Source organism: Paraburkholderia sp. CNPSo 3076 (assembly GCF_026343935.1).
GTDB classification, from domain to species: Bacteria; Pseudomonadota; Gammaproteobacteria; order Burkholderiales; family Burkholderiaceae; genus Paraburkholderia; species Paraburkholderia nodosa.
This window is the reverse complement of the sequence record NZ_JAPMAL010000006.1, coordinates 199,060-224,084: the sequence shown is the minus strand read 5'-3', so window position 1 is coordinate 224,084 and position 25,025 is coordinate 199,060. Positions and strand designations below refer to the sequence as shown.

Annotated in this window: 20 protein-coding genes; 7 read left to right on the top strand and 13 right to left on the bottom strand. The window is 65.0% G+C overall.

Annotated elements, in window-relative coordinates; genetic code table 11:
* Positions 1-31 precede the first annotated feature (31 nt).
* The 5 genes from M3A49_RS09510 to M3A49_RS09490 all read right to left on the bottom strand — a co-directional run bounded on the left by M3A49_RS09510 (position 32) and on the right by M3A49_RS09490 (position 4,369).
* On the bottom strand, positions 32-1,063 hold the full coding sequence (locus M3A49_RS09510; protein WP_254354723.1) for an ABC transporter substrate-binding protein: 1,032 nt from the start codon (positions 1,061-1,063) through the stop codon (positions 32-34).
* A gap of 94 nt (positions 1,064-1,157) precedes the next feature.
* Positions 1,158-2,126 carry a flavin reductase gene (locus M3A49_RS09505; RefSeq protein ID WP_266228465.1) on the bottom strand — a complete coding sequence of 323 codons (969 nt, stop codon included), beginning with the start codon at positions 2,124-2,126 and terminating at the stop codon, positions 1,158-1,160.
* Positions 2,119-3,009, bottom strand: a complete 891-nt coding sequence (locus tag M3A49_RS09500) for an alpha/beta fold hydrolase (RefSeq protein ID WP_266228464.1) — start codon at positions 3,007-3,009, stop codon at positions 2,119-2,121. The genes M3A49_RS09505 and M3A49_RS09500 overlap by 8 nt, the downstream gene beginning before the upstream one ends.
* A gap of 246 nt (positions 3,010-3,255) precedes the next feature.
* On the bottom strand, positions 3,256-3,942 hold the full coding sequence (locus tag M3A49_RS09495; protein ID WP_266228463.1) for a GntR family transcriptional regulator: 687 nt from the start codon (positions 3,940-3,942) through the stop codon (positions 3,256-3,258).
* Positions 3,943-4,078: 136 nt separating this feature from the next.
* Positions 4,079-4,369: a DUF1330 domain-containing protein gene (locus tag M3A49_RS09490; protein ID WP_266228462.1), complete on the bottom strand. Its 291-nt coding sequence runs from the start codon at positions 4,367-4,369 to the stop codon at positions 4,079-4,081.
* 156 nt (positions 4,370-4,525) lie between these two features.
* Here M3A49_RS09490 and M3A49_RS09485 point away from each other — a divergent pair, with 156 nt between their 5' ends.
* From M3A49_RS09485 to M3A49_RS09460, 6 genes are all read left to right on the top strand, one after another.
* On the top strand, positions 4,526-5,128 hold the full coding sequence (locus tag M3A49_RS09485; protein WP_254354728.1) for an amino acid synthesis family protein: 603 nt from the start codon (positions 4,526-4,528) through the stop codon (positions 5,126-5,128).
* Positions 5,097-5,915: an alpha/beta fold hydrolase gene (locus tag M3A49_RS09480; RefSeq protein ID WP_266228461.1), complete on the top strand. Its 819-nt coding sequence runs from the start codon at positions 5,097-5,099 to the stop codon at positions 5,913-5,915. Before M3A49_RS09485 ends, M3A49_RS09480 begins: the two co-directional genes overlap by 32 nt.
* A gap of 1 nt (position 5,916) precedes the next feature.
* Positions 5,917-6,876 (top strand): flavin reductase, encoded by a 960-nt coding sequence (locus M3A49_RS09475; RefSeq protein WP_266228460.1) that lies wholly within the window; start codon positions 5,917-5,919, stop codon positions 6,874-6,876.
* A gap of 11 nt (positions 6,877-6,887) precedes the next feature.
* On the top strand, positions 6,888-7,925 hold the full coding sequence (locus M3A49_RS09470) for an LLM class flavin-dependent oxidoreductase (RefSeq protein ID WP_028203720.1): 1,038 nt from the start codon (positions 6,888-6,890) through the stop codon (positions 7,923-7,925).
* A gap of 12 nt (positions 7,926-7,937) precedes the next feature.
* Positions 7,938-9,407 carry an aldehyde dehydrogenase gene (locus tag M3A49_RS09465; RefSeq protein WP_266228459.1) on the top strand — a complete coding sequence of 490 codons (1,470 nt, stop codon included), beginning with the start codon at positions 7,938-7,940 and terminating at the stop codon, positions 9,405-9,407.
* Positions 9,408-9,521: 114 nt separating this feature from the next.
* Positions 9,522-10,934 (top strand): purine-cytosine permease family protein, encoded by a 1,413-nt coding sequence (locus tag M3A49_RS09460; protein WP_266228458.1) that lies wholly within the window; start codon positions 9,522-9,524, stop codon positions 10,932-10,934.
* Positions 10,935-11,009: 75 nt separating this feature from the next.
* Here M3A49_RS09460 and M3A49_RS09455 read toward each other — a convergent pair whose 3' ends face one another.
* From M3A49_RS09455 to M3A49_RS09440, 4 genes are all read right to left on the bottom strand, one after another.
* Positions 11,010-11,951: an ABC transporter substrate-binding protein gene (locus M3A49_RS09455; RefSeq protein ID WP_266228457.1), complete on the bottom strand. Its 942-nt coding sequence runs from the start codon at positions 11,949-11,951 to the stop codon at positions 11,010-11,012.
* A gap of 93 nt (positions 11,952-12,044) precedes the next feature.
* The gene (locus M3A49_RS09450; RefSeq protein WP_266228456.1) at positions 12,045-13,070 is read right to left on the bottom strand and encodes an ABC transporter permease; all 1,026 of its coding nucleotides are present in this window, start codon (positions 13,068-13,070) and stop codon (positions 12,045-12,047) included.
* Positions 13,071-13,089: 19 nt separating this feature from the next.
* A complete protein-coding gene (locus M3A49_RS09445; protein ID WP_266228455.1) occupies positions 13,090-14,601 on the bottom strand; it encodes a sugar ABC transporter ATP-binding protein in 1,512 nt (503 codons plus the stop codon).
* Between the two features lie 126 nt (positions 14,602-14,727).
* The gene (locus M3A49_RS09440) at positions 14,728-15,489 is read right to left on the bottom strand and encodes a GntR family transcriptional regulator (protein WP_254354736.1); all 762 of its coding nucleotides are present in this window, start codon (positions 15,487-15,489) and stop codon (positions 14,728-14,730) included.
* 86 nt (positions 15,490-15,575) lie between these two features.
* Here M3A49_RS09440 and M3A49_RS09435 point away from each other — a divergent pair, with 86 nt between their 5' ends.
* Complete coding sequence (locus M3A49_RS09435) at positions 15,576-16,874, top strand: L-fuconate dehydratase (protein ID WP_266228454.1); 1,299 nt, start codon at positions 15,576-15,578, stop codon at positions 16,872-16,874.
* Between the two features lie 585 nt (positions 16,875-17,459).
* Here M3A49_RS09435 and tssA read toward each other — a convergent pair.
* Genes tssA through tssK form a run of 4 tightly spaced genes read right to left on the bottom strand, consistent with a single transcriptional unit; the run spans position 17,460 to position 24,931 of the window.
* Entirely contained in the window at positions 17,460-18,575 is a 1,116-nt protein-coding gene (tssA, locus tag M3A49_RS09430; protein ID WP_266228453.1) for a type VI secretion system protein TssA, read from the bottom strand.
* A complete protein-coding gene (locus M3A49_RS09425) occupies positions 18,572-22,513 on the bottom strand; it encodes a type VI secretion system protein (protein ID WP_266228452.1) in 3,942 nt (1,313 codons plus the stop codon). The genes tssA and M3A49_RS09425 overlap by 4 nt, the downstream gene beginning before the upstream one ends.
* Complete coding sequence (locus M3A49_RS09420; protein ID WP_266228451.1) at positions 22,510-23,571, bottom strand: DotU family type IV/VI secretion system protein; 1,062 nt, start codon at positions 23,569-23,571, stop codon at positions 22,510-22,512. Before M3A49_RS09420 ends, M3A49_RS09425 begins: the two co-directional genes overlap by 4 nt.
* Entirely contained in the window at positions 23,564-24,931 is a 1,368-nt protein-coding gene (gene tssK / locus M3A49_RS09415; RefSeq protein WP_266228450.1) for a type VI secretion system baseplate subunit TssK, read from the bottom strand. Before tssK ends, M3A49_RS09420 begins: the two co-directional genes overlap by 8 nt.
* Positions 24,932-25,025: the final 94 nt, after the last annotated feature.

Below are 25,025 nucleotides of genomic sequence, written 5' to 3'. Positions count from 1 at the left end.
TTTTGAACCGGTCAGCGACGTCGGGTCTGGCTTACTTCGATTGCCACGCGTACCAGCGCTTCGCAATCGCATCGCGGTTCTCGGCCCAGTACTTCATGTCGAGATTGATCTGCGATGCCTTGTATTGATCGGGCAGCGTCTTCGCCATGGCCGGCGACATCAGCGCGGCCGACTTCACGTTGATCGGCGCGTAACCCGTATCGGCCGCGAATTTGGCCTGGGCCTGCGGGCTCGTCGCTGCGGCGAGATACTTCATCGCCGCGTCGCGGTGCTTCGCGCCCTTCGGGATCACGAGCATGTCGGCGGCGGTGAGGTTCTCATTCCACGAAATGCCGACGGGCACGCCGGTTTGCGCGAGCGCGTGCAGGCGGCCGTTCCAGAACATGCCGATCGGCGCCTCGCCCGAAGCGAGCAGCTGCTGCGACTGCGCGCCGCCGCTCCACCACACGATGTCGCTCTTGATCGTGTCGAGCTTCTTGAACGCGCGGTCGAGGTCGAGCGGATAGAGCTTGTTCGGCGGCACGCCGTCGGCGAGCAGCGCGATTTCGAGCACGCCCGGCGCCGACCACTTGTAGAACGTGCGCTTGCCGGGGAAGCGTTTGGTGTCGAAGAGATCCGCCCACGTTTGCGGCTGTGCGCCCGTGTACTTCGCCTTGTTGTAGCCGAGCACGAACGAGTAGTAGAAGCTGCCCACTGCGCCCGGCGACGCGAAGCGCGGGTCCAGCTCGTCCTTCTTCACCACCGAATAGTCGATCGGCTCGATCAGCCCGGCCTTCTGCGCGGCATAGGCGAAGTCGCCCTCCACATCCACGACGTCCCAGCTCACGTTGCCGCTGTCGACCATCGCCTTGAGCTTGCCGTAGTCGGTCGGGCCGTCCATCAGCACGGTGATGCCGCTCGCCTGCGTGAACGGCTGCGCCCAGTCCTTCTGTTGCGACGATTGCGTGGTGCCGCCCCAGCTCGTGAAGACGATGGGGTCCGCGGCCAGTGCGGGTGCTGCTGCGAGTGTCGCTGCGCACGCAACGAACATCGGCGCGATAAACGAGGTGCTTCTGCTGCTCATGGCTATCTCCGGGGATACGGTGGGTTGTCGCTTCGTCAGGCCGGCTGCGGGAAGACGCGCCGGCTTCTTCATGGTTGTCTTCTGTTTCGTGCTGTCAATGCGCGAGGGCGAGCGGCTGCACCGTGCCGGCTTCGCTGTCGCCCACGTAAATGCCGAACGCGTCCTGCTTGCGTTCGCGCACGTAGCGTTCGAGCATCGAGCGCACGGCATCGTCGCTCACTTCGTCCCAGGGGATCTGCGAGAGCGGCACGATGCGGATGCTGCTGTCGAGCCAGGGCGAGCCGTTGTGGATCACGCGGCCGCGGTAATAGATGTGCTCGCCCGGCCCTTTGCCGCTGCCGTCTTCGAACACGGCGAACAGAAAGTCGAGATGCGCGCGCAGGCCGAGTTTCGCGAGCACGCCGCGCAGGCTCCCCGCGTCGCTTGCCGGTTCGAGCTTGACGCCCGTTGGCAACGCGACGCCATCGGGCGTGTCGATGAGCACGAGACCGTCGCGGTGCTCGAGAATCGCGCCCACTTTCGCGCGCACACCGGCTGCGGCCAGCGCGTCCTGCGAGAGGCTGAAGTTCACGTACGCGCCGCGGCAGTAGCCAAGCGGCGTCGAACTCGTTTGCACGAAGTCCACCACGCGGCCGATCAGGATGATGTGGTCGCCCGCGTCCACGACTCCGTGCGTCGTGCAGTCGAAGCTCGCCGCCGCGCCGTCCATCACGGGCGCACCGGTTTTGCGCGTGCTCCAGGGCACTTGCGCAAACTTGTCCGCGGCCTTTGAAGCGAACACGCCCGAAACCGGCTGCTGGTCTTCGGCGAGCACGCTCACGGCGAAGCGGCGCGTTTGCGAGAACCCCGCATAGCTCGACGCCGTCTTCGCGATGCACACCAGAATGAGCGGCGGGTCGAGCGACACCGAGGTGAACGAGTTGGCCGTGAAGCCGCGCGGCGACCCGTCGGGCTGGATCGTCGTGACGACGGTCACGCCCGTCACGAACGCGCCCAGCGCGCGGCGAAATTCGGCGATATCGAAAGCCGGTTGCGCGGGGTGGGCAGTCATCAGCTCAGCCATGGCGTTCTCCTGTGTTTGCGGCGGTATTGGCCGCATGCGTTGCCGACGCAACGGCCAGGAACGCGAGCAGGCTTGCGTTGACGCGTTCCGGGTCGGTGACGTTCATCATGTGGCGCGCGTTCGCAATGACTTCCGCGCGGGCGCGGGGCGCGACAGCCGCCATCGCGTGCGACATCTGCCCGCTCGAATTCGGATCGCACTCGCCAGTGAGGAAGAGCGCGGGCACCTCCAGATTCGCGAGACGCCCCACGTGCGCGGCGTCGGAAGATGCGAAAAGACGGTAGGTGCGCGCGTAGCCCACGGGATCGACGGCAAGCAGCAGCGCACGCACCGCCTGCGCCGCCTGGGTCAGATGCCCCGGAATCGGGTCGCCGAACCAGCGCGAAAGCGTCGCGTCCACGCCGCTCGCGGCAGGCGCGTCGCCGAGACTGGCTGCGCGCGTCATCACCGCTTCGCGCTGCGCCGGCGTGCGGTCGTAGACCGCGTTCAGCGCGACCACGCTCAACGTGCGCGGCGCATTGAGCAGCGCGAATTCGAGCGCGACGAGCGCGCCCATCGAATGCCCCACCACATGTGCGCGCTCGACCTGGATGGCGTCGAGCAGCGACTCGAGCTGCGCCGCGTATTCGTCGAGCGTGGGCTGGGCGCTCGGCAGCGCGCTCTCGCCGTGACCCAGCATGTCGTAGGCGACGACACGAAACGATTCGGACAACGCATCGATCTGCGGCGCCCACACGCTCTGGTTCATGCCCACGCCATGGATCAGCACCACGGTTTCGCACGCAGCGCTCGATTGCGGCCCGTACACGCTGTAGCAGGTGCCCGCGGTTTGACCGCGCTGAGCGCGCGAGACGGCACGTTCTGGGGCGAAATCAGACTTCATGGAATTCAGGCTCCATCCGACGATTCGGGCGATGCGGAAAGTCGCCGGAGATCGTGTTCGATGAGATTATGGTATGCCATCTTATGGCCCACAACAATGCATTGCGTATTATGGAATACCATGAGATCACCCGCGGGCGCGCTGGCATGGTTTAGGCGGCGCCCGATCGACCTGAATGAACAGACAAAAGAAAAGGCCGCCGGCGTGTGCCGGCGGCCTTTTTAGACTGGCAAGCTAGCTAAGGCGTCAGGCGTCGCCGAGCCCCTCGTTCTGCTGGGCGAGCGCCGAGAGCGCCAGTTCGGAGACCCGCTTGATATGCGCGATCGACGCCGCCGAGGCCGCTTCGCCGTCGCGCCGCTCGATCGCGTCGAGCAGCAGGTTCATCTCGCGGTTGGAGTCGCCGCCGCGCCCCGGCATCGCGATGGTCAAGGCGCGCAAGCGGTTGATGCGCGCGTTGAGCGTCTTGACGACCGTGAGCGACACCTGCTTGTTGGCGGCTTCGAACAGCGTTTCATAGAAGCGCTCGGTGTGCTCCACCACGCGCGGCAGATCGCGCTTTTCGAACGCGTCCTCGATGATCGCGCGGACCGCGCGCAGCTGCTGCACGACTTCGGGCGTGGCGTTCTCGGCGCAGGCCCGGGCGGCGTTGGCTTCGAGCAGCCCGCGCAACTCGTAGATCTCGCCCACTTGCGCGGGATCGAGCCGCGCCACGATCGGCCCCTGGCGCGCGACGATCTCGACCAGCCCTTCGGTCTCGAGATGGCGGAGGACCTCGCGCACCACCGTGCGGCTCACGCCAAGCTCGTCGCACAGCGTGCGTTCGACGAGCCGCGTGCCCGGCCGGAAATACCCCTGGACTATCGCGCCGCGCAGTTTGTCGAGCGTGAGCTCACGCAGGGTCTTGGCATTGCGATCGATTTTGAGGTCTTGCATAGGCGGCAACAGGAGATGGACGAAAGCCCGCGCACAAGGGCGCGGACATGGAATGCCATATTATGACGCAACTGACGTCCAGCTTTCCTTCTGCCTGCGCTTTCGCCCCGCTTTTACGACCAGCCGCACGGCCTGGTCAGCCCGTCAGCCCCTCGACGATCGTGACCTGCGCCACGCAATGCCCATCGCGCTTCGCCTTGGCCGCCTGATATTCCGGCGAGCGGTAGCAGTCGAGCGCCGTTTGCATGTCGGCGAACTGGATCACGACGTGTCGCGCGAACGACTCGCCTTCCAGCACCTGCGCTGCGCCTCCCCGCGCGAGAAAGACGGCGCCGAACTTCTTGAACGCCAGCGGTGCGATGTCCGTGTAGTCCTTGTATTTCACGGGATCCAGCACGGTGACATGGGCGATCCAGTATGCAGTCATCTCTCCTCCTCGTTTTTCATCGTCGGATTCATCCAGAAAAAGCGGCAATCCCTTGGCAGACGCGGCTCACCGTGAGCCATCGGGTTAACACTCATGGCATGCCGTAACATGGTATACCACAATGCTTCACACAATCAACGTACGAAGGAAGTTGCCATGAGCCTGATTCGCAAATCCATCCTCCATGTCGAGAACGTTTTCGTAGACGGCGACAAGGCCGCAGCGAAGCCGCTGAAGATGATCGGCGCAGTCGCAGTGATCAAGAATCCGTGGGCGGGCCGCGGTTATGTGGAAGATCTCTCGCCCGAGATTCGCGCACTCGCGCCGCAACTGAGCGAGCACCTCACGAAGCTCATCATCGACGAGGCCGGTTCGGGCGAAGCCGTCGAAGCATTCGGCAAGAGCGCCATCGTGGGTCTTTCGGGCGAACTGGAGCATGCGTCCGCCCTCATCCACACGCTGCACTTTGGCAATACCTATCGCTCGGCTGTGGGCGCGAAGTCGTATCTCGCGTTCAACAACACGCGCGGCCCGGCCAATGCGCCGCTGCTCATCCCGATGATGGACAAGAACGACGAAGGCCGCCGCTCGCACTACCTCACGCTCCAGTTCTCGATTGCCGATGCACCGGCCGCCGACGAACTCGTCATCGCCATTGGCGCCGCAACGGGTGGCCGTCCGCATCACCGCATTGGCGATCGCTACCAGGACCTCGCAGAGCTCGGAAATGACGTCAAGAACCCTGCAGCTGTCAAATAAGCGCGTCGCGCACTATCTGGAGCAGGGCGCGGGCGAACCACTCGTCCTGATTCACGGCGTGGGCATGCAGGCGAGCGCGTGGTATCCGCAGATCGAAGACCTCTCGGCCGAATTCCGTGTGATCTCGGTCGACATGCCGGGCCACGGTCGAAGCGATGCGCTCGAGGCGGGCGCCGGTTTGCCGCAGTTCGTTGAGTGGGCGACGCGTTTCATCGAAGCGCTGAATGTCGGCCCCGTCAATCTGGCGGGACACTCGATGGGTTCGCTGATCGCGGCCGGGGTCGCGGTCACGCGCCCCGATCGGGTCAAGCGTGTGGCAGTCCTGAACGGTGTGTACCGGCGCACCGGGCAGGCGCGCGAAGCCGTGCTGCAGCGTGCCGCCGAGCTGCGCTCGGGCACCATCGACGTGGATACGCCGCTGCGGCGCTGGTTCAACGCCGGGGAAGCGCAGCAAGTCGCGGCGCAAAAGGTCGAGTCGTGGCTGAAGTCGGTGAACCTTGCGGGCTATGCCGCGGCCTATACGGCGTTTGCGGGTGGCGACGAAGTGTATGCCGACGGCTGGCACACGATTCGCTGCCCTGCCCTCGTCCTGACTGGCTCCGACGATCCGAACTCGACGCCGGAGATGGCAAGGCAGATGGCGCAAGCCGCGCACAACGGCACGGCCGTGGTGATCGAAAACGAGCGCCACATGGTGAACCTCACTGCGCCTGACGAAGTCAATCGCGCGCTGCGGGCCTGGTTGCAAACGGAGCCGCAGGCCGAAAACCACGAAGTGGAAGTGTGAAATGAGCCAAGACACGAGCCAGGTAGTTAACCCGCAAGCCGCGAAGATCAACACGCGCGAGCTGCGCGACGCGTTCGGCGCGTTCATGACGGGTGTGACGATCGTGACGACCGCAACGGACGACGGCAAGCCGCTCGGCTTCACCGCCAATTCGTTTTCGTCCGTTTCGCTCGACCCCGCTCTGCTGCTGGTGAGCATTGCGAAGACGTCGAGCAATTACCAGACGTTTTCCACCGCGGGCCACTTCGCCATCAACATCCTCGCGGAAGGCCAAAAAGAGTTGTCCAACACGTTCGCGCGGCCAAGCGACGATCGCTTCGCCAACGTGAACTGGCAATTGAGCGCCAAGCGCAACCCGCTCATCAGCGATGTGAGCGCCTGGTTCGACTGCACGACGCACGCCGTGATCGACGCGGGCGACCACGCGCTCATCGTCGGCCGGGTCGAGGCGTTTCATTCCGCGGGATTCGCGGGCCTCGGCTACTACCGGGGCGGTTATTTCACGCCGGCCAAGGTATCGGCGGAGGTCATCGCGGGGCCGAAGGTCATCGTGAGCGCGATCATCGCGCGCGAGGACAAGGTGCTCCTCGTGAAGACCGCCGACGGCAAATGGGGACTGCCTTCGAAGGAGATCGGCAAGGAAGGCGCCGACAAGGCGCTTGCCGAGATCTTCACGAAGTACCAGCCCGACGCATCGGCAAGCTTCATTTATTCGGTCTACAACAATACCGAAACCCATTACCAGTACATCTCGTTCCTGTGTAGCGCACCGGACGAACTCGCCGGCGCGGGCGACGCTTCGGCCCAATTCGTCAGCCTGGAAGACGTGCAAACGCAAGCGTTCCAGGACGGCGCACTCGCCAGCATGCTCCAACGCTACCGCAAGGAAAGCGAATTGAAGAGCTACGGGATGTACTTCGGCGACCATAGCAACGGCACAGTCCGCCCGCTTCATTCCTGAAAGGTTCCATCATGCGATTTTCGCTTTTCGTTCACATGGAGCGCGTCTCCGACCAGACCAGTCAAAAGCAGCTGTATGACGAAATGGTCGAACTGTGCCAGATCGCCGATCGCGGCGGCATGCACGCCGTCTGGACCGGCGAGCACCACGGCATGGACTTCACGATCGCGCCGAATCCGTTCCTCAACCTCGTCGACCTCGCCAACAAGACGAAGCACGTGAGGCTCGGCACGGGCACGGTCATTGCACCGTTCTGGCATCCGATCAAGCTCGCCGGCGAAGCCGCGATGACCGACATCATCACGAATGGCCGTCTGGATCTGGGCATCGCGCGAGGCGCGTACTCGTTCGAATACGAACGCCTGATGCCGGGGCTCGACGCGTGGGGCGCTGGCCAGCGCATGCGCGAACTCATTCCGGCCGTGAAAAAGCTATGGGAAGGCGATTACGCGCACGAAGGCGAATTCTGGAAATTCCCCTCGACCACGTCGTCGCCATTGCCGCTGCAGCGCCCGCATCCGCCGATCTGGGTGGCCGCGCGCGACCCGAACAGCCACGAATTCGCCGTGTCCAACGGTTGCAACGTGCAGGTCACGCCGCTGCATTTCGGCGACGAAGAGGTCGAGAAGCTCGTCGGCCACTTCAACGCCGCTTGCGAGAAGTTCAGCAACGTGCCGCGCCCGCAAATCATGTTGCTGCGCCACACGTACGTGGCGAGCAGCGAGGACGACGCGCAGATCGCGGCCGACGAGGTGAACACGTTCTACAACTACTTCGGCGCGTGGTTCAAGAACGAGCGGCCCGTGAGCCGCGGCATGATCAAGCCGCTCACGAAGGAAGAGATGGCCGCTCACCCGTTCTACACGCCCGAGGCGATGCGCAGGAACAACGTCATCGGCACGCCCGAGGAAGTGATCGGGCGCCTGCGGGCCTACGAGAAACTCGGCTTCGACGAGTACTCGTTCTGGATCGATACCGGCATGAGCTTCGAGCGCAAGAAGGCGTCGCTCGAGCGCATGATCAACGACGTCATGCCTGCATTCAGGTAAGGGGCGGATTCCATGGATTTTCATTTTCAGCTGTATATCGACGGCCAGTTCGAACCGGGCGCCGCGACGTTCGACAGCGTGAACCCGGCCACGGGCAACGTGTGGGCGCAAATGCCCGAAGCGCGCACGGAGCAGGTCAACCGTGCCGTCGAGGCGGCCAACCGCGCGCTGACCGATTCCGCGTGGGCCGGCCTCACCGCCTCGGCGCGCGGCAAGCTGCTGCACAAGCTGGCCGGGCTCGTCGAAAAGGCTGCGCCGCGACTCGCTGAAATTGAAACGAACGACACCGGCAAGATCATTCGCGAGACGTCGAGCCAGATCGCTTATGTGGCCGAGTACTACCGCTACTACGCCGGGATCGCCGACAAGATCGAAGGGAGCCACGTTCCCGTCGACAAGCCGGACATGCAGGTGTGGCTCGAACGGCAGCCCGTCGGCGTGGTCGCGGCCATCGTCCCATGGAACAGCCAGTTGTTCCTTTCCGCCGTGAAGGTCGGGCCGGCGCTCGCCGCCGGTTGCACGGTCGTGCTGAAGGCTTCCGAAGAGGCGCCCGGCCCGCTGCTTGAATTCGCGAGGCTCGTGCACGAGGCAGGATTTCCGCCGGGCGTCGTCAACGTAATCACCGGCTTCGGGCCGGAATGCGGCGCGGTGCTCAGCAGCCATCCCAAGGTCGACAAGGTGGCCTTCACGGGCGGCCCTGAAACCGCGCGGCATATCGTCAGGAACACCTCGAACAATCTCGCGAAGGTCTCGCTGGAACTGGGCGGCAAGTCGCCGTTCATCGTGTTCGCCGATACCGATATCCAGAGCGCGGTGAATGCGCAAGTCGCAGCGATTTTCGCGGCAAGCGGCCAAAGCTGCGTGGCGGGCTCGCGTCTCTTGATCGAGGCATCCGTCAAGGACCGGTTCCTCGAGTTGCTCGTCGAGCGCGTCTCGCGCATTCGCGTGGGCTCGCCCAACGAGATGACGACGGAATACGGGCCGCTCTGCACCGAAAGACAACTGCGCACCATCGAGAAGATCGTCGCGAGTTCCGTGAGCCAGGGGGCCAAGGTGGTCGCTGGCGGCAAGGCGCTGGAGCGCGACGGCTACTACTACGCGCCCACGATTCTGGACTGCACGGGCGTGAGCAACGCGGACAGCATCACGACGGAGCTTTTCGGACCAGTGCTTTCGGTGGATACGTTCTCTTCCGAACAGGAAGCCATCGAGAAGGCGAATAGCACCGCCTACGGACTCGCCGCGGGCATCTTCACCACCAACCTCACCCGCGCGCATCGCGTTTCGCGCCGTGTGCGCTCGGGGATCGTCTGGATCAACACCTATCGGGCGGTTTCGCCGCTCGTGCCGTTCGGCGGGTTCGGGCTTTCCGGGCACGGTCGCGAGGGCGGCATGGCTGCCGCGCTCGAATACACGACGACGAAATCCGTGTGGCTGCGCACTTCGGACGAGCCGATCAGCGATCCGTTCGTGATGCGCTGATCCGTTCCGCTGTACCGATTCAAAGCCACTTCAAAGCCGCTTCAAAGCCGTTCAAGGCGATGCCGCGCCACCTTCGTGGCGCGGCTCGGCCTGTGCAATAACGATGGAGACACTATGAAAAACCCGGCGAACGACAACAGCGTTCTGACCATTGAAAGCAACTCGATCGAGTATGTCGCTGCCGAGAATCGGCATGGCAAGCCAGTCGATCTGTTCACGTTGTGGTTCTGCACGAATGTCGCGCCGCTTGCCGTGATATCCGGCGCGACTTCGGTCCTGGTCTTTCACCTCGACGTGATGAGCGCGATTCTCGCCATCGTCGCCGGGCAATTCTTCGGCGCCATTTTCCACGCCCTCACCTCTGCGCAAGGCCCGCTCGTCGGCGTGCCGCAGATGATTCAAAGCCGCGCGCAATTCGGCCGCTATGGGTCGCTGCTCGTGGTCAGTTTCACCACGCTGATCTATCTCGGCTTCTTCGTCTCGAACATCATCCTCGCGGGCAAGACGCTCCACACCGCTGCGCCTGTGGTGCCTGTTCCGGTGGGCACCGTGCTCGGCGCGATTCTCGCGACGCTCGTCGGCGTAATCGGCTATCACTTCATCCACCGCTTCAACAAGGTGGGCGCGTGGTTCATGGGCGGCGCGCTGCTGATCGGCATGATCATGATGGCGCCCGGCCTCAGCGCTGAAATCTTGCAGCAGGGCCATTTCGACGTCTCGAACTGGTTCGCGATGTTCGGGCTTTGCGCCGTCTGGCAAATCAGCTTCGCGCCTTACACGTCCGATTATTCGCGCTACCTGCCAACCTCGGCGGGCTTTGCAAAGACCTTCGCGTTCACGTATTTCGGCACCTCACTCGGCACGATCTTTGCGTTTCTCTTCGGCGTGCTCGCGGTCAGCACCGGTCATTCCACCGACGCCATGCAAGCCATCCGCACGCAAACGGGCATGTTCGGCTATGTGCTGATCTTCCTCTTTCTGGTCAACATCATTGGCCACAACGGCATGAATCTGTACGGCGGGGTGTTGTCCTTCATTACCGCCGCGCAGACCTTCCGTCCCGACTGGGTGCCGGGCCGCACCGTGCGCATCGTCTTTTCGAGCGTACTGCTGGTCGCCTCTACCGTCACTGCGTTGTGGGCCTCAAGCAATTTCATCGCGATCTTCCTGACGGCGATCTTCGCCATGCGCATCGTGCTCGCGCCCTGGATAGCGATCAATCTGGTCGACTTCTATCTGATCAACCACCGGCGCTATCGCGTCGCGGAAATCGTGAGCAGCCACGGCGGCGTGTACGGGTCCTTCAATTTCAAGGCCATCGCCATTTACCTCTTCGGTATCGCCGTTCAGGTGCCGTTCATGGCAGAAAGCTTTTTCCACGGCCCGCTGGCGTCGATCGTCGGCGGTGCCGATGTTTCGTGGATGGTTGGCCTCGTCGCGACTGCGCTGACCTACTACGTGTTCGCTTCGAAGGACGGTTCGCGTTCGTCCCAGCGGTCGCCGGCAGGGGCCGCGGTTTCTGAGTGAAATGCGCCGCAGACGCGCAAAACGAAAAGGAAGAGCCGCGGCTCTTCCTTTCGCCCTGCGCGTGACTCATACCCGTCAGTCGTAAAGCACCGCTGCGATCTTCGGGTCGCTCATATTGGTCTTGTCGTACCAGTAAAAGCCCGTGTCGATTTTCTTGGGCAGCGTTTCGCCCTTCAACGCCTTCGCCGCGGAATCGACAACGCACTTGCCGATGCCGACCGGGTTCTGCGTAATCGCGCCCGCCATCAGGCCGGACATGATGGCCTCCTTTTGCTCCTTGCCCGAGTCGAAGCCGATCAGCACCAGCTTCTTGCCCGACTCCTTCACGCCGATCGCCGCGCCTTCCGCCGAGCCTTCATTGGCGCCGAAAATGCCCTTGAGGTTCGGGTTCGCCTGAATCATGGCCTTGGCGATTTCCGCCGACTTCAGGTGGTCGCCCGCGCCGTACTGCACGGAAACGATCTTGATGCCCGGGTGCTTCGTCTTCATCTCGTTGAGGAAGCCGTCACGCCGGTCGATACCCGTGCGGCTCGTCTGGTCATGCACGATCACAGCGACTTCGCCGGAATTGCCGATCATCTCCGCCATCTTGTCGGCGGCGAGCGCGGCGGCGGCGAGGTTGTCCGTGGCGCAGGTCGTGAGCGGAATATCGCTGTCGACGCCGGAGTCGAACGCGATCACAGGGATCTTGCTGGACTGCGCGCGTTTGAGCAGCGGAACGGCGGCCTTGCTGTCGAGCGCGGCGATGCCGAGCGCCTGTGGCTTCTTGGCGAGCGCCGCCGAAAGCATGTCGATCTGCTTGTCGACCATGGCCTCGGTTTCAGGGCCTTCGAACGTGATCCTGACGTTGTTCGCCTTCGCCGACTGTTCCGCGCCGGATTTCACGGCTTGCCAGAACTGATGCTGGAAGCCCTTCGAAATGACCGGAATGTAGGGTTCCTCAGCATATGTCAAGCTCGACGCGCCCACGAGCGCACCCACTCCGACTACGGCACTGATCAGTTTTCTTTTCAACATGACATTTCTCCTCCTAAGGTGGGCCATAGACCTCCAGCCGTTGAGGGAGCCTTGTTTTACTCCCCGTTCTTTCCGTGCTCCTTCCGTCTCCACTTAACTCTTTTTGCGGCGCAAGATATCCGCGTAAACCGCGAGGATGATGATGAGACCCGTCACCACGATCTGCCATTCCTGCGCGACCGACATGATGCGCAGGCCGTTGGTCAGCACGCTCATGATGAACGCGCCGATGATGGTGCCGAGTATCGTGCCCGAGCCGCCGCTCAGCGACGTGCCGCCGATCACCACGGCCGCGATGGCTTCCAGCTCGTAGCCCTGACCAAGCGCCGGTTGCGCCGAGTTCAGGCGCGAAGCAATCAAGAGCCCTGCAATGCCGCAAATCGCGCCGCCGAGGCCATAAATCGCAATCTTCCAGCGATCGACATTCACGCCGGAAAGGCGCACGGCCTCCTCATTGCTGCCGAGCGCGAACGTATAGCGCCCGAGCGCGGTGCGGTTCAGCGTGATCGAACTCACAATCGCGAGCACGAACAGAATCAGCACGGCGTTCGGAATGGGCACGCTGGGCAGCAAATAGCCGATCAGCGAGTCCTGCGAAATCATGTAGAAGTTTTCGGTGTCGGTGAAATAGATCGGCTTGTCGGAAGAGACGACAAGCGAGAGCCCCTTGAGCAGCAGCATCATGCCGAGCGTGGCGATGAACGGCGGGATTTTCATCTTCGCCGTGAGCGTGCCCGACACGGTTCCGCACACCGCCCCCGTGCCGATGGCGGCGAGCACGCCGATCCACATCGGCAAATGCCAATAGGTCAGAAATACGCCGCAAATCACGGCAGTAAAGGTCATCAAGGTGCCGACCGACAAATCGATGCCGCCCGTGATGATGACGAACGTGCTGGCAATGGCGAGCACGCCGTTCACGGCGGTTGCCTGCAGAATGCCGAGGATATTGTCCATCTGCATGAATGCGGGCGAAGCGAAGCTGAAAAAGATCAGCAGCAGGATCAGGCTGGCGAACGCGAGCATTTTCTGCAGCGCAGTGGGCGAGAAAATGCGCGCCTTCAGGCCGGACGACCGTTTCTGGTCGGCCAGCGCCGCAGTATCCGATTGCATAGTCATGGGTTCGACCTCTTGAGGCTCATGCCGCTTGCAGGGTTTCGCGCTGGGTCGCGAGATGCATGATGCGCTCCTGGGTCGCCTCGCTGGCGGAGAGTTCGCCAGTGATACGGCCTTCGCACATCACTACGATCCGGTCGCTCATACGCAGGATTTCCGGAAGTTCCGACGAGATCATCACGATCGCCTTGCCTTGCTCGGCCAGCGCGCGCAACAGCTTGTAGATCTCGCTTTTCGCGCCGACGTCGATGCCGCGCGTGGGCTCGTCGAAGAAAAGCACATCGCAATCGCGCTCCAGCCACTTCGCAACGACGATCTTCTGCTGGTTGCCGCCCGAAAGCAGACGCACCGGCTGCGTGGCGGAAGGCGTGCGGATGGCGAGCAGACTGATGAAATGCGCCGCCGTCTTGCGGATCTGCATGCGGCGCAGAAACAGGTTCAGCGAGAGGAATTTGCCGAGATTGGACATCACGATGTTCGATTCGACGTCCATGCCGGTCGCGAGACCAAAGCGCTTGCGGTCCTCGGAGAGATATCCGATGCTGTGCGCGACCGCATCGCTCGGCGTCTTGATCGAGGCCTTCGCGCCTTTCACGAAGATGTCGCCGGATTCGACCGGGTCCGCGCCGAACACGGCGCGCGCGACCTCGGTGCGGCCCGCGCCCATGAGTCCCGCAAAGCCCAGTATTTCGCCTTTGCGCAACGCAAAGCTCACGTCCCTCACGAGCGGGCCCGCGTTCAGATGCTTCACTTCGAGCGCGACTTCGCCCTGGTGCGCCGGACCCTGATACGGTGCGACATCGGCGAGCGTTCTGCCGACCATCATGCCGATGATGGCCTGCACGCTCGTATCGGCGGCGGCGACGGTGGCGACGTACTCGCCATCGCGCAGCACGGTGACGCGATCGGCAATCTGCTTGAGCTCATCCATTTTGTGCGAGATGTAGATGATCCCAACGCCGCGCTCTTTCAACTGGTGAATGATGCGGAAAAGCTCGGCGATTTCTGCGTCGTTGAGCGCGGAAGTCGGCTCGTCCATGATGAGCACGCGCGAATCGAACGACAGGGCCTTGGCGATCTCGACCATCTGCTGGCTTGCGACCGTGAGCGAGCCGACCACGGTGCGCGGGTCGAGCTGCACGTGCATGCGGGCGAGAATCGCGCGTGCCTGCGCATTGAGTTTGTCTTCGTCGAGAAAGAGCCCGAGACGCCCGCGCGGTTCGCGGCCGATGAACATGTTCTGCGCGACGGTCAGATGATTCATCAGCTGGAGTTCCTGATGAATGATGCCGACGCCCACGGCCTGGGCCTCGCCCGGACTCGCGAACGCTACGGGTTGGCCATCGTAGAGAATGTCACCCGAGTCGCGCGTATACACGCCCGCGAGAATCTTCATCAAGGTCGACTTGCCCGCGCCGTTCTCTCCCATCAGCGCGTGCACCTCGCCTGCCATGAGCTCGAATTGCACTTCGTGAAGCGCTCTCACACCGGGGAAACTCTTGCTCAGCTTGTTGACGGAGATGAGCGGCGTCATGGCGCTGATCCGCGAAGAAAAGCCAGACACATTACCGGGGCCCCTTGATTGCGTGCGCGGCGTGGCTTGCAGCGCTGCACGGAGGTGGTTGGAGTACGGGCGTTGCTCGACGTAAGACGAAAGCGCTTAAGGTGCAAAGAGATCCGGCCGCTCTTTCGCGGACCGGCGCAATTCCTCGATCACCTGATCGAGATGGTCGTGCATCGCTTTTGCCGCTGCGTCGGCACGGCCGGCGCGAATGGCCTCGAAAATCCGTTCGTGCTCGTCGAGCGTGTGCACGAGACGCTCGGGACTTGCCAGCAATTGCCTCGCGCGATCCAGCGCGTTGCGCGACACCGCGACGATCTCTTTCACACGCGGCAGGTTCACCGCGTCGAGCAGGATTTCATGAAACGCCAGATCGAGCTCATGAAACACGAGACGCTGGCCATTCCCGGCGACCTTGCGCTGCTCGTCGAGATTGGCCGCCAGTGCGTCGATCGTGGCGCTGTCCTTCATGCGCGCGACACCGCGCACAGTTTCGACTTCGAGCGCGCTGCGAATGAACAGATGCTGGCGGATATCGTCGAGCGCGATCGGTTTGACGCGCGTGCCGCGCTGCGGCAAAACCTCGACGAGCCCCGCATGCGCGAGCTTCGCCAGCGCGGCGGAAACCGGAAAACGCGACACGCCCATGCGTTCGCAGACCGCCATCTTGTCGATCATCATTCCGGGTTCCAGCGCGAGCGTCACGATCGCTTCTCTCAGCGCGTGCTCGACGGCATCGGTCAGGCTGCCGCGCTCGCCGCCCCTAATCTTTTGCAGTGCGACATAAGGATTGCCGGCGACACTCGCCACTTCGGATGAAGAGTTCACGGCGCGCTTGATTTTGAGAAGACATGCTAGCATGCTAGGTAGCAGATTCAGCGTTGTCAACGCGTGCAAACGCCTGGTTTTCCCCTACCCGAAAGCCGTCCCTTCCAGAGGGAGTTCGAATGACCACGATCAGCAGGCTGTCCGTTCGCGATATCCGCTTTCCCACTTCGCGTTCGCTCGACGGTTCCGACGCCATGAACGCCGCGCCGGACTATTCCGCGACTTACGTGACGCTCGAAACCGATTCCCCAGACAAATTCACAGGGCACGGCCTCACGTTCACCATCGGGCGTGGCAATGAAATCTGCGTGACGGCGGTCAATGCGCTGGCGCCACTCATCGTCGGCAAGCGGCTCGAAGACATAACCGCGAACATGGGCGCATTCTGGCGCGCATTTACTTCGGATAGCCAATTACGCTGGATCGGCCCGGACAAGGGTGCGATTCATCTGGCTACGGCGGCAGTCGTCAATGCGGTGTGGGATCTGTGGGCCAAATCGGTTGGCAAGCCCGTATGGAAACTGCTTGCGGACATGAGCCCCGAAGAACTCGTGCGCTGCCTCGATTTTCGCTACGTGACCGATGCGATCACACCGTATGAAGCGTTGGCCATCCTGCACCGCCACGCGAAGACCAAGGGCGCGCGCGAAGCGGAAATGCTCGCGCAGGGCTATCCCGCCTATACGACCTCGGCTGGCTGGCTGGGCTACGACGACGACAAGATCCGGCGCCTCGCGCGGGAAGGCGTCGCGCTGGGCTGGACGCATTTCAAGCAGAAAGTGGGCGGAAATCTCGACGAAGACGTGCGGCGCGCACGCATACTGCGCGAGGAAATCGGCGAGAACCTGAAGCTGATGATGGACGCCAACCAGGTGTGGGACGTGGACGAAGCGGTGGTGAACATGCGGCGGCTCGCGGAGTTCGATCCGTGGTGGATCGAGGAGCCGACGAGCCCAGACGATGTTCTCGGCCACGCGGAGATTCGCCGGCGTTTGGGGTCGATTGGGGTGGCCACGGGCGAGCACTGTCACAATCGTGTGATGTTCAAACAGTTGCTGCAGGCGCAGGCGATCGATTTCTGTCAGGTCGATGCCTGTCGGTTAGGTGGGCTCAACGAAGTGATCGTCGTGTTGCTGATGGCGGCGAAGTTCGGTGTGCCAGTTTGTCCGCATGCGGGTGGCGTTGGGCTTTGCGAGTATGTGCAGCATATTTCGCTGTTCGATTATTTGTGTGTTTCGGCTTCGCTCGAGAATCGCGTGCTCGAGTATGTCGATCATTTGCATGAGCATTTTGTTGATCCTGTTGTGATTCGGAATGGGCGGTATATGCCGCCTCAGTGGCCTGGTTATAGCATTGAGATGATTGCGGAATCTCTGGATAAGTATCATTTCCCTGCGGGGGAGGCCTGGCGGGGTTAGTGGTCGCTTTGGCCTTTCCTTGTTTTCGTGTCGGTCTGCCTGGGTTGCCCCTGTGCGGGGCGGCACCTACTTTCTTTGCAGCGGCAAAGAAAGTAGGCAAAGAAAGCCGCTTAAACCGCTAGTGTCTGCCACGGTTCACATCTCGCCGTAAATGGTGAATGGCTCCGGAGCGTCTGTCACCTCGCGCCTTTAAAGTGAGTGACAAGGCGCTCATCCCTCCGGCGGCGCTGCGCGCGCCGTGGGGCATAACCCAAAACAGTTGGTGCGCGTGCATTCTCGCGAATCCTGATTCCTCCCATTGGGTTTCCCTTGCAGACCCGACCGCAGCGCGCGTAGCGAGCAGCGGGATGCATGACTGCCTTGTCACTCACTTTGGTGGTGCGAGGTGACAGACGCTCCGGAGCCATTAACCATTTACGGCGAGATGTGAACCGTGGCAGGCATTAGCGGTGTGAGCGGCTTTCTTTGCCTCCTTTCTTTGCCGCGGCAAAGAAAGGAGGTGCCGCCCCGCACAGGGGCAACACTGGCAGACCGACACGAAAACAAGCATGCCCAGTCGGTGTTAACAGGAGCCCAAAAGAACCACTACACATCCCCGCGCTCGGGCAGCAACCCAAGCGCCGCCCCCAACGCCCTGCCCCGTTCACCGGCCATCAGCTCAGCGAGCAGTTCGGGCAACGGCTTCCCACCCCAGTCAAGCGCCCGCTTGAGCATATAAGGCACAGGACTATGCGGCTCATAGCGCATGAGGTACTCCGCAACAATAGCGAGCAACCGATACGCCTCATCGCGCGACTGAGGTGCATCCAGTCTCCTCGGCCCAGCGGGCTCCAGCACCGCGCCAGCCGCAGCAACCTGACCCGCTGCCGGTTCGACCACCGCCTGTTCCTGAATCGATGCAGCCTCAACCATCGGTACATCCTCCCACTCGGGATGCGTCGTGAGCCAGTCGCGCAACACGCTCTCCATGCGCTCCAGCGTCTCCAGTAGCGCTCCGAACGACGGCGCCTCCGCGCCGAGCCGCTGCGTGCACCACGAATCGAGTTTCGCGATGGGCGCGCGAGCCGCGCGCAGCGCCTGCAACTCGTCGCGCAACGCGGCAGGCTCCGCCGCATGCGCGGCCTGTGCCAATGCCTGCGCGACGCGTGCAGCCTCCTCGCGCTTCGCGGCCGGCACATCTTTGCGGTCTTTCAGCGCAACCGCTTCGCGCTGCGCGCCCTGCCAGCGCGCAAGCGTCAGCGCTGATCCGTCAGGCCCCGCGCACAACGCAATCCGGCCGCCGAGCAAGGTCGGATACTGCTGGGCCACCCACGCGAGCGGCGCAGCACGAAAGCCCAGGTCGCCGTCGCGCGGCAACGGATGAATGTCGTCCCAATAGCGCGCACACAATTCGCTCAGCAAGACGAAGCAATCCGGCAATGCAACACATCCATATCGATACAGCCAGCTCTCGCCCAGCCATGCGGCAAGCGTCAAATCCTTGCTACGGCGGGCCAGGAGGTCCTCGCAGCCCGCTTCGACGGCGGCCCAGTCGGCGACCTTGAGCGTGGTTTGCCAAATGCCCGCGGGCAATGCCGGATCGTCCTCGCGTCGCGCCGCCTTGATCGCGTCGAACGCGGCGTCATGCAGGAGCGAGACACCGGCTGGCGCGCCGCCCGGTATCGGTTGAACGAGTGCTTCGATGTCGAATGCCGGGTTCATCCGCGCCCCGCCTGTGTGCTCGACGGATACGGTCCATAGGTGACCGCAGGGGTGCCGTATGCGCTGTAGCCCGGCGCCGCGTACGGCAGGTCGGGCCACGCGAGCGCCGTTTTCGATGCACCCGTCATGCCCACACGCATGAACATCCGCGCGGTTTGGGTGCCGCCGTTACGATCGCGCACCGGCACGCTCAGCACCATACGCGCGTTGCCCGCCCCCGCGCCGGTATCCACGCCGTCGTCGGGCACCGCGTGCAGGCGCACGAGGCGCAATAGCGACCACGTGTCGTTTGCCGCCCATGTGGCCGCTTCGCCGTCGACCGAGAGCGTCGGCTGCGAGGCGTCCTGCATGGGCCGCCACGGACCGTCCTTCGCCCAGCGCAGGCTCAGCGCGGCGGGCTGGCCCGGCGCCCAGCGCAGCGGCGTGCCCGCCGTGGCGGGCCAGGCGAGCGTCTGGCTGCCGCTCGCGAGCGACCACTGGATGACCTGGTCCGCACCGGCTTCGTCGGCGCGATCGATGCGCCAATCCACCGCCACGTCCACGCCCACGAGCGCCCCGTCCGCACCGCGCGCCACCAGCGCGTCGAGCCAGGGCTTCGCGCGCGCGAGCTTCGCCAGAAACTGCTGCGCGCCCGCTTGCGGGCCGCCGCTCGCGGCCGCGGCGCTCATGCCGCGTTGCGCGTCCGCGAGCTTCGCGTCGAGCAGCGCGACGAAGGCCGCCGTCTGCCGCAGGTCGGCGGCCTGCGCGTTCGCATCCGCGGAAAACGGGAAGCGGCCCGCCAGGTAGCGAGCAAAATAGTTGCGCAGCTGTTCGTAGGCCTCCCCACCAGTGCCAATCTGCAGCCGGTAGCAGCGCTCGCGCGCGGACGAGACGAGCCGCATGCCCGCGCTCGCGACGATGTCGCCCGAGCCCGGCACGTCCACCTGCGCAAGCGAGGCGCTACACGTGTCGAGGTCCATCTTGTCGAGCTGATTGGAGATGATCGACGGCACTGCCACCAGCGCGCTCGCCGGGCTGCGCGCGCGGTATTGCGCGAGGTCCGCGAAGAGCGCCTTCCAGCGCGCCACGAGCCGTGCGTCCGCGGTGGAGAGAGGCGGGTTCTGCGTGGTCAGCCAGTCCAGTGCGCTCGACGCGAGCGTGGCCGTGTCCGCCACCGCACTCGACTGCGCGGCAAGGTAAGTTTGCAGCGCTTCGGGCGTGGCGGCGCCGAATGCGCGCATCGATCCGCCGGCGTTGCCGTTCCACGCCGAGAAGTCGCCGCGCAGCGGTCGAAACGGTTCGAGCGATTGCAGCTGGACATCGGTCGAGCGCAGCACGTCCAGCGCGGCGTCGCTCACGCGCAGGGCGACCGCTTGCGCGAGATCGGCGCGGCCGAGCGAGTCGAACGCTTCCACGAGATCGGTCGCGTTCTTGCGCAGCGTGTCGAAGGACGCGCCCTGCGTTGGCGGCGCGTAGGCGACGTTGCGCGCCCCGCCCGCCGATGTTGCCGCCGTTGCAACTGGTGCCGAAAGCGCGGCCACCATGCTGTGCACGGTCGCGTTGCCCGCCGCGGCGAGCAGCGCGCCGCGCCACGCTTCCGGCGCCTGCGCGAGAAGGCCGGCGGAGTATTGCTTGTAGGCGGGCAGGATCGCCAGCGCGCGCTGCGCCGAGTCGGCATCCACGCCGCGGATTTCGGCCGTCGCGTTGCCCTCGCCCGCGACGAACGACTGGCCGAGCAGCGTGCGCAACGCGTCGCGCAGCGGCAGCAGGTCCGAAGCCAGTTGCAGCCCTGTGGTGGGATTGGAGGCCAGCACGCCAGGCAGGTTGCCGCTCGCGAGCCAGCGCGCCGCGAACGCGCTTTGTTCGCTCTGTTCGTGCTCCAGCACGCTCGCCACGGGCGTCGCGCCGATCAGGCGCAGCCCCTTTGCGGTGTCGAAGGTCGCCGTGAGTCCCGGCACGAGTTCCTGGCCGTGCGTGCCCGCCCAGCCGTGGTCCGCGGTGTCGACCTGGATCGCGAGCGTGTCGATGCGCGTGGCCAGCTCGGAGAGCGAAGCGGTGGTGGGCACAGCGCCGGGCGCCTTGAGATCGGCGAGCATGGCCTGGATCTGCGCCGCGTTCGTCGTGAGCGAGGAGTCCTGATAAATGTCGTCGAACCAGCGGTCGAAGGTCTCCTCGAAGCACACGCTCGCACGCGCTTGCGCGGCGCGCGCCTCGGTGCCGTCGAACGACAGTTGGCCGCCTTCCACCGCGGTCGCGCGCACGGCGTCGTCCAGCCCCGCGCGGTCGGCCACATGATCGGGCGAAAAGCTCACGCCCACCGCGCCGCGCATGAGCTGAGCGAGCATCACGGTGTTGCCCGAATCGCGTTCCACCAGTTCGTTGTAGTTCGTGATCAGCCGCTCGGTCTGCGCCGCGTTCGTGACGAGCCGTGTGCCCTGTGTGTATTCGGGCAGGTCCTGGGGACGCCGCGCGGCGGCCGCGAGGCTCGCGTTGTCGCCCGACCCGGCGGCGCCGTCACAGTTCAGATCGGCGAGACGGCTGACGAGCCGCGCGCGCAGCGGCGTGAACACGAGCCCGCTCAGCACGTGGTATTGCGCGTCGTCGAGCCGGCGCCGCAGGCCGAAATACGAAAGCGGCATGAACGGCGTAGCGAGCTGCCAGCGCGGCACCTTGACGAAGGCGTTCGCGGCGCTGCCCAGCGCGTTCGCCGCCGCCGTTTCGCTCGTGCTCGCGCCCGCTTCGTGCCAGGCGACGCTGGCGAGAGCGAGCGCGTCGTAGCTGCTCGCGAGCGAGCGTGCGTCGCTGCGCACGTGCCAGGTGGTGATGCCCAGGCCCACGCACCAGCACACGCCCAGCGCGATCGCGCCGAACGTGGCGATACGGTAGCGCCGCATGCGCAGCGCGAGCACGCGCGGAATGGCGAGCGCGAGTCCCTGCCCCGGCATCAGCAGGTCGTGCCAGAGACGCGACGCGAACGCCGGCGCCGCCGCCGCGCGCGCCTCCCTGCGCGCCGCGGTCGTGATGGCGGGCTCCTCGCGCTCCTGCGCCTGCGGCATCGCACCTACGCACCAGATGCCGCGCAGGAGCGGCGCGGTGCCGTCCGCAGCGCCGCGCAAGGTGGGCTCGATGTGCTCGCGCAACGGTTCGCGCAGGGTGTCGATCCGCTGCGGCAGCAGGAATACGTCGCCGTCCAGCGCGCCGTCCAGCGTGCCCATTTCGGTGACCGTCGCCGCGAGCGCGCGGCTCATGTCGGCGAAGGCTTCATCCACCCACGCGGGTTCGAAGGCGCGCCGCGGCGCATACGGCGAGGCCCAGCCCAGCGGCGTTTCGATGCGCTCGCGGCGCAGCCTGGCCGCGAGCGCATCGAAGCCCGGCAGCGCGTCGCAGCCCGTGACCACCACGTAGAGCGGCAGCATCTGACCCAGTTGACGCTGCAGTGCGAGCACCGTGCGCGAGGCTTCGAGCGCCGCGTCGGTGTCCGCGCGCGCGGTCCCGTTTTCGTCGATGAGCGTATCGAGCGCGATCACCCACACGAGCGCGTCGAGCGGTCGGCCCGGCCGGTTGCGCAGCAGGCCGCGCAGCAAACGCCCGCCGGTCGAGCCGCGCCGGCGCTCGGCGGCCGCACGCGCGCCGAGCGACTCGCCTGGCTCCGCGATCAGAATGCCTTCGGCGTCGTGCCAGAGCCTGCCGAACCACGCCGGCTCGCCAACGGGCGTGAGGCGCCAGCTGAGCGCCAGCGCGTCGAGCGCAGCGGGTGCTCCGGTTGCCAGCACGCGCGGCACCGAGTACGGATCGCGCACGCCCATCGCGTTGTGCGCCGTGCGCATCATCGCGGAGAAGTTGCGCAGCGGTCTGCGTTCGTCGCGCCCGCGCACCCAGCGCACGACGAGCCCGGCCGCGAGCCCCACGATCAACAGCGCGATGAGGACGATCAGGACGACTATGAGTGTGGTCGTCATGGCCGTGCTCCGCGTGGCGTGGCGTCCGGGCTGTCTTCGCTGGCTTCGTCGGCGTTCTGTGCGCTCACCGTGACGATGCGCCGTGCCGCGAGCGCGAGCGTGGCACGAGGCGTCGTCGAGACCGTCGGCGCCGCGGGTGTGTCCTGAGTTTGCGCCATGGCCTGAACGTCGGTGGGCGGAGCCAGTGGCCGCAGTCTGCGCACCGCCCGTGCGCGCGGCAGCACCATGCCCGTGGTGCTCGTATGGTTCACCTGCGCCGGACGCCCTTGCGCCAACGACACCGTTTCGAACTGTTCGAGCGATGGCCGCACGGGCGCCGTCGCATAGAGCCACAGCAGCTGCGACATGCCGAGCAGCGCCGCGAATCCGCCACCCACGAACAGGGCGAGGCGTGCGCGGTCTGGAAACATCTGCGTGAGCGGACGAGTTTCGCGCGGCGCCAGCGCGGCGCGTTCGAGCGGCGCGCCAAGCCGGTCCGGCTCGGGGTCGCGCTGCATGGCGAACGCGAACAGCGCGTGGCGCAACTGGTCGTGACGCAAGGCGCCCGCCTCGCCGCGCAGGCGGCCGCGAAAGCCTAACGTGAGGCAGGCGAGATAGACGTTGGCAAGATCGCGCTGCGCCGGATCGCGTTGCGCGAGCAAGGTTTCGATGGCGGCCGGAATGCGCTCGCCCGCCGCACGCGTGCCGAAAATGCGTGCTTCGAGCGGATACGTTTCCCACGCGCTCGCGCCATTCCACGCCGAAAACAGCAGCAATTCGTCGAGCAGCGCGACATAGGCGTACTGCGCGGCGGCAATGTCCGCTTCGCCTGCCGCGCCGGTCCAGGCCATCGCGTCGCGCGCGAGCTTACGTGTGGCGGACTGCAACTGCGTGGCGAGCGCGTCGGCATCGCGCTGGGGATCGGCGGGCGTCTCTGTGCTCGCGGCGTTCGCCGCGCTGGCTGCATTCGCCGCCTGTGCGACCGCGCGCAGGCGCGCGTTCTCCGCGAACGCGAACGCCACGACGAACGCGCGCATGAGCGGCAGGCGCTCGTCGCTCGGGTCGCTGGCATCAAACATGATCGGCTCCCGCCTGGCGTGCGTCGTCGGCGGCGTCGCCAGTGGGCGTGAAGAGTTGCACAGCCCAGGGCGCGCGCCCCGGCACGGTCGTGCGGACCTCGATGCACAACGGCTGCGCGCGGTCGAACCACGCGTCCTCCACGGCCACCGCGAAGAGCGTCGTGTCGTCGCCCGTGGCGTACGCTGCGCGCTCTTCGCGCGCGAGCCGCCGCCGCGCGAGGCCGCGCATGCGTTGCCGCGCGAGCGTGGGCACATAGGGCCGTGATGCGACGACGGCATGATCGAGCCACATGCTCGCGTCGTGCTCGCCCGCGTCGGGCGGCATGCGCAAGCCGATCACGAGCTCGCGCGCCACGTTGCCGCCGCTTTCGAACGGCGGCGCGATCCAGAAGCTGCCGCCCTCCTCGGTGAACGCGCGCACGCGATATCCCTGGCGGATCGTCGCGAGCGCTTCGTCGGCCCATTGGAGCAGCGGATCGAACGACGCGAGCAGCGCCATGTAATCGAACGTCGCGAATGCGGGCACGCCGCGCGCGGGACGCAGCGCCGCGAGCGCGCCCGTCATGCCGGCAACGACGCGATACAGTTCGGTGGGATGCGCGATGCCGGTGACGAGCGTCGCCTCCACTTCGGGCAGCCGGCTCCAGAGCGCGCAAAGCTGGCGCTCGATCTGGGCCGCGTCGTCGCGCTCTTCCGCGCGTTGCGCCGCCTGCAAACGCCCGGCGAGGAACACGCATTTTTCGCGCACGCGCAGCAGCAGTTGCATCACGCGTTGACCGAGCACCGAGTCGGCGCGCACGAACGGACACGGCGGCGCGTAGTCCGCAATCGCGACGCCGCCGCCCTGCTGCCTCACGCGCATGAGCGGCAAGCGGTCGAATTCGTGACGGCCGAGATCCGTCATGAGGTGCAGGCGCGGCGTCCAGGTCGTGATCGAAGCCGGCTCGCCGCCCGAGACAAGATCGGGAACGTCCGGACTCTCGCGCTGGGTGTAGCGCCCGGCCTGCGGATCGAGTTGCCCGCCGCGATACAGGGGCGGCACCGCGAGATAGATCGTGACCTCCTCGTCCGGTGCGCTGAATGCGTGGCTCACGTCGATCTCCAGCACGGGATCGTGCGGCGTATGGCGAATGGCGAGGCCATCGGCCAGAATCGCCTCCAGCGCGCTGATGCGCACGAGCCCCTGGGCGAGCCCCGCGGCGTCGTGCTCCAGCGCGAGCACGCCCCAGTAATGCGCGCGCGCGGCGCCGGCGAGCAAGGCCGCGTGCCCCGCCGCGTGCAGCGCCTGGGTCTGGAAGTGCTGCGGCAGCAAGGGCATGCCGTCGAACCAGCAGACCGGATCGGGAAACGAAGTTCGCATGATGTGTTTGCTTTCTATTGCTAAACGTTTCGTCGTTCAGTGTTGCCGCGGCGTCGTGCGACACCGTCGTGCGACACCGTTGCGTCACACAGTC

Excerpts from the sequence above, each read along its gene's own strand:
- M3A49_RS09510 (WP_254354723.1), bottom strand. The coding sequence starts at position 1,063 with ATGAGCAGCAGAAGCACCTCGTTTATCGCGCCGATGTTCGTTGCGTGC.
- M3A49_RS09505 (WP_266228465.1), bottom strand. The coding sequence starts at position 2,126 with ATGGCTGAGCTGATGACTGCCCACCCCGCGCAACCGGCTTTCGATATC.
- M3A49_RS09500 (WP_266228464.1), bottom strand. The coding sequence starts at position 3,009 with ATGAAGTCTGATTTCGCCCCAGAACGTGCCGTCTCGCGCGCTCAGCGC.
- M3A49_RS09495 (WP_266228463.1), bottom strand. The coding sequence starts at position 3,942 with ATGCAAGACCTCAAAATCGATCGCAATGCCAAGACCCTGCGTGAGCTC.
- M3A49_RS09490 (WP_266228462.1), bottom strand. The coding sequence starts at position 4,369 with ATGACTGCATACTGGATCGCCCATGTCACCGTGCTGGATCCCGTGAAA.
- M3A49_RS09485 (WP_254354728.1), top strand. The coding sequence starts at position 4,526 with ATGAGCCTGATTCGCAAATCCATCCTCCATGTCGAGAACGTTTTCGTA.
- M3A49_RS09480 (WP_266228461.1), top strand. The coding sequence starts at position 5,097 with ATGACGTCAAGAACCCTGCAGCTGTCAAATAAGCGCGTCGCGCACTAT.
- M3A49_RS09475 (WP_266228460.1), top strand. The coding sequence starts at position 5,917 with ATGAGCCAAGACACGAGCCAGGTAGTTAACCCGCAAGCCGCGAAGATC.
- M3A49_RS09470 (WP_028203720.1), top strand. The coding sequence starts at position 6,888 with ATGCGATTTTCGCTTTTCGTTCACATGGAGCGCGTCTCCGACCAGACC.
- M3A49_RS09465 (WP_266228459.1), top strand. The coding sequence starts at position 7,938 with ATGGATTTTCATTTTCAGCTGTATATCGACGGCCAGTTCGAACCGGGC.
- M3A49_RS09460 (WP_266228458.1), top strand. The coding sequence starts at position 9,522 with ATGAAAAACCCGGCGAACGACAACAGCGTTCTGACCATTGAAAGCAAC.
- M3A49_RS09455 (WP_266228457.1), bottom strand. The coding sequence starts at position 11,951 with ATGTTGAAAAGAAAACTGATCAGTGCCGTAGTCGGAGTGGGTGCGCTC.
- M3A49_RS09450 (WP_266228456.1), bottom strand. The coding sequence starts at position 13,070 with ATGACTATGCAATCGGATACTGCGGCGCTGGCCGACCAGAAACGGTCG.
- M3A49_RS09445 (WP_266228455.1), bottom strand. The coding sequence starts at position 14,601 with ATGACGCCGCTCATCTCCGTCAACAAGCTGAGCAAGAGTTTCCCCGGT.
- M3A49_RS09440 (WP_254354736.1), bottom strand. The coding sequence starts at position 15,489 with ATGCTAGCATGTCTTCTCAAAATCAAGCGCGCCGTGAACTCTTCATCC.
- M3A49_RS09435 (WP_266228454.1), top strand. The coding sequence starts at position 15,576 with ATGACCACGATCAGCAGGCTGTCCGTTCGCGATATCCGCTTTCCCACT.
- tssA (WP_266228453.1), bottom strand. The coding sequence starts at position 18,575 with ATGAACCCGGCATTCGACATCGAAGCACTCGTTCAACCGATACCGGGC.
- M3A49_RS09425 (WP_266228452.1), bottom strand. The coding sequence starts at position 22,513 with ATGACGACCACACTCATAGTCGTCCTGATCGTCCTCATCGCGCTGTTG.
- M3A49_RS09420 (WP_266228451.1), bottom strand. The coding sequence starts at position 23,571 with ATGTTTGATGCCAGCGACCCGAGCGACGAGCGCCTGCCGCTCATGCGC.
- tssK (WP_266228450.1), bottom strand. The coding sequence starts at position 24,931 with ATGCGAACTTCGTTTCCCGATCCGGTCTGCTGGTTCGACGGCATGCCC.